The sequence below is a fragment of the Vibrio sp. YT-15 genome (genome assembly GCF_033337445.1).
GTDB lineage: Bacteria > Pseudomonadota > Gammaproteobacteria > Enterobacterales > Vibrionaceae > Vibrio > Vibrio alginolyticus.
This window is the reverse complement of sequence record NZ_JAWOQR010000121.1, coordinates 1-1,180: the sequence shown is the minus strand read 5'-3', so window position 1 is coordinate 1,180 and position 1,180 is coordinate 1. Positions and strand designations below refer to the sequence as shown.

2 protein-coding genes and 1 pseudogene are annotated in these 1,180 nt (G+C 43.6%); all 3 read left to right on the top strand.

Annotation, left to right across the window (positions count from 1 at the left end; genetic code table 11):
• A pseudogene (locus tag R7D93_RS25715) lies at positions 1–452 on the top strand (gfo/Idh/MocA family oxidoreductase); the annotation flags it as partial.
• Between the two features lie 154 nt (positions 453–606).
• Positions 607–756 carry a hypothetical protein gene (locus tag R7D93_RS25710; protein WP_005499370.1) on the top strand — a complete coding sequence of 50 codons (150 nt, stop codon included), beginning with the start codon at positions 607–609 and terminating at the stop codon, positions 754–756.
• Positions 757–768: 12 nt separating this feature from the next.
• The coding region (locus R7D93_RS25705; protein ID WP_318129611.1) for an MFS transporter at positions 769–1,180 on the top strand (412 nt) is incomplete at its 3' end.

Sequence of the window (1,180 nt, the reverse complement as noted above, 5' to 3'; positions counted from 1 at the left end):
TCTTTGACGATTTTATTCACCCGCTAGACAGCGTAAATGTTGTAGCAAAAGCCGATTTGCAAGACGTCTACATCACTCACCAATTTGACGGCCAACAACTCGCACGTCTGGATGTGCAATGGCAACACGGTGATACCCTACTACACGCTTCAATGAATCGTCATTTTGGCATCACAAACGAACGCGTTCAGGCATGTTATGCCAACCAAGCATTTGAGTTTGAATCGTTCGTGGAAGGTAAATTGTGGCAGGACAATCAAGAACGTAAGTTGAACTTAAAAGATTGGACACCAATGCTCACGAGTAAAGGTTTTCACGCTATGCTATTCGATTGGTTTAAGGTTGTTGAATCAGGCAAGCTGGCTACAAGCACAGTGCAACGCAACATCGCGAGCCACCAGCTTGCAGAGCAGATCTGTCAACGCATAGAACAAGCCGTGCATTGCAATTAACCCCTAGAACCAATCTATGCATGAAACGCATACATTAGTTCACTTTTTGTCATTTGTTTCATTGACTAATCGTCACTAAACTTCGCGCTCATTTTTCTACATGAGCGCACAATGCATGCTTTTTTCTCAATCCATTTTCGCTCAGGTGTTGAGAATGTCCATCATGTTGGGGCTATCTCTAATCATCGTCCATAACTCTCCGAAGTTGCTGGAAATATTAGCAGAACAAGCCATCAACAGCGGTTGTCACCAAACAACGGGAGACAACGAACACCATGATCATTCTCATCACCACCATCATTAATAAGAGCAAACTATGAGTATTTTCCGATTTCCAGTTCTTGTTTGGCTTGGAATAGGGATTTTGATTATTTGTCTAGGGATCAGACAATCTTTCGGTATTTTTATGATGCCAATTTCAGACTACTTTCAGACCGGGCGCGAGTTCTTTAGCTTTGCTATTGCCTTGCAAAACTTGTTGTTTGGCGTATTCCAACCTTTTGCCGGCATGGCGTCAGACCGTTGGGGCGCGAAGCGTATTATCATTTTAGGTGCCTTTTCTTACGCTTTAGGTCTTTACCTTACTTCTATCGCAATTGAGCCAACCATGATGTATCTATCACTTGGCATTTTGGTCGGTTTTGGTTTGAGCGCAACCAGCTACGTCATTGTGTTAGGGGCGGTCGCAAAGGTTGTCCCTGCACAACATGCAGCTAAAGCATTTGGTT

Excerpts from the sequence above, each read along its gene's own strand:
- R7D93_RS25710 (WP_005499370.1), top strand. The coding sequence starts at position 607 with ATGTCCATCATGTTGGGGCTATCTCTAATCATCGTCCATAACTCTCCG.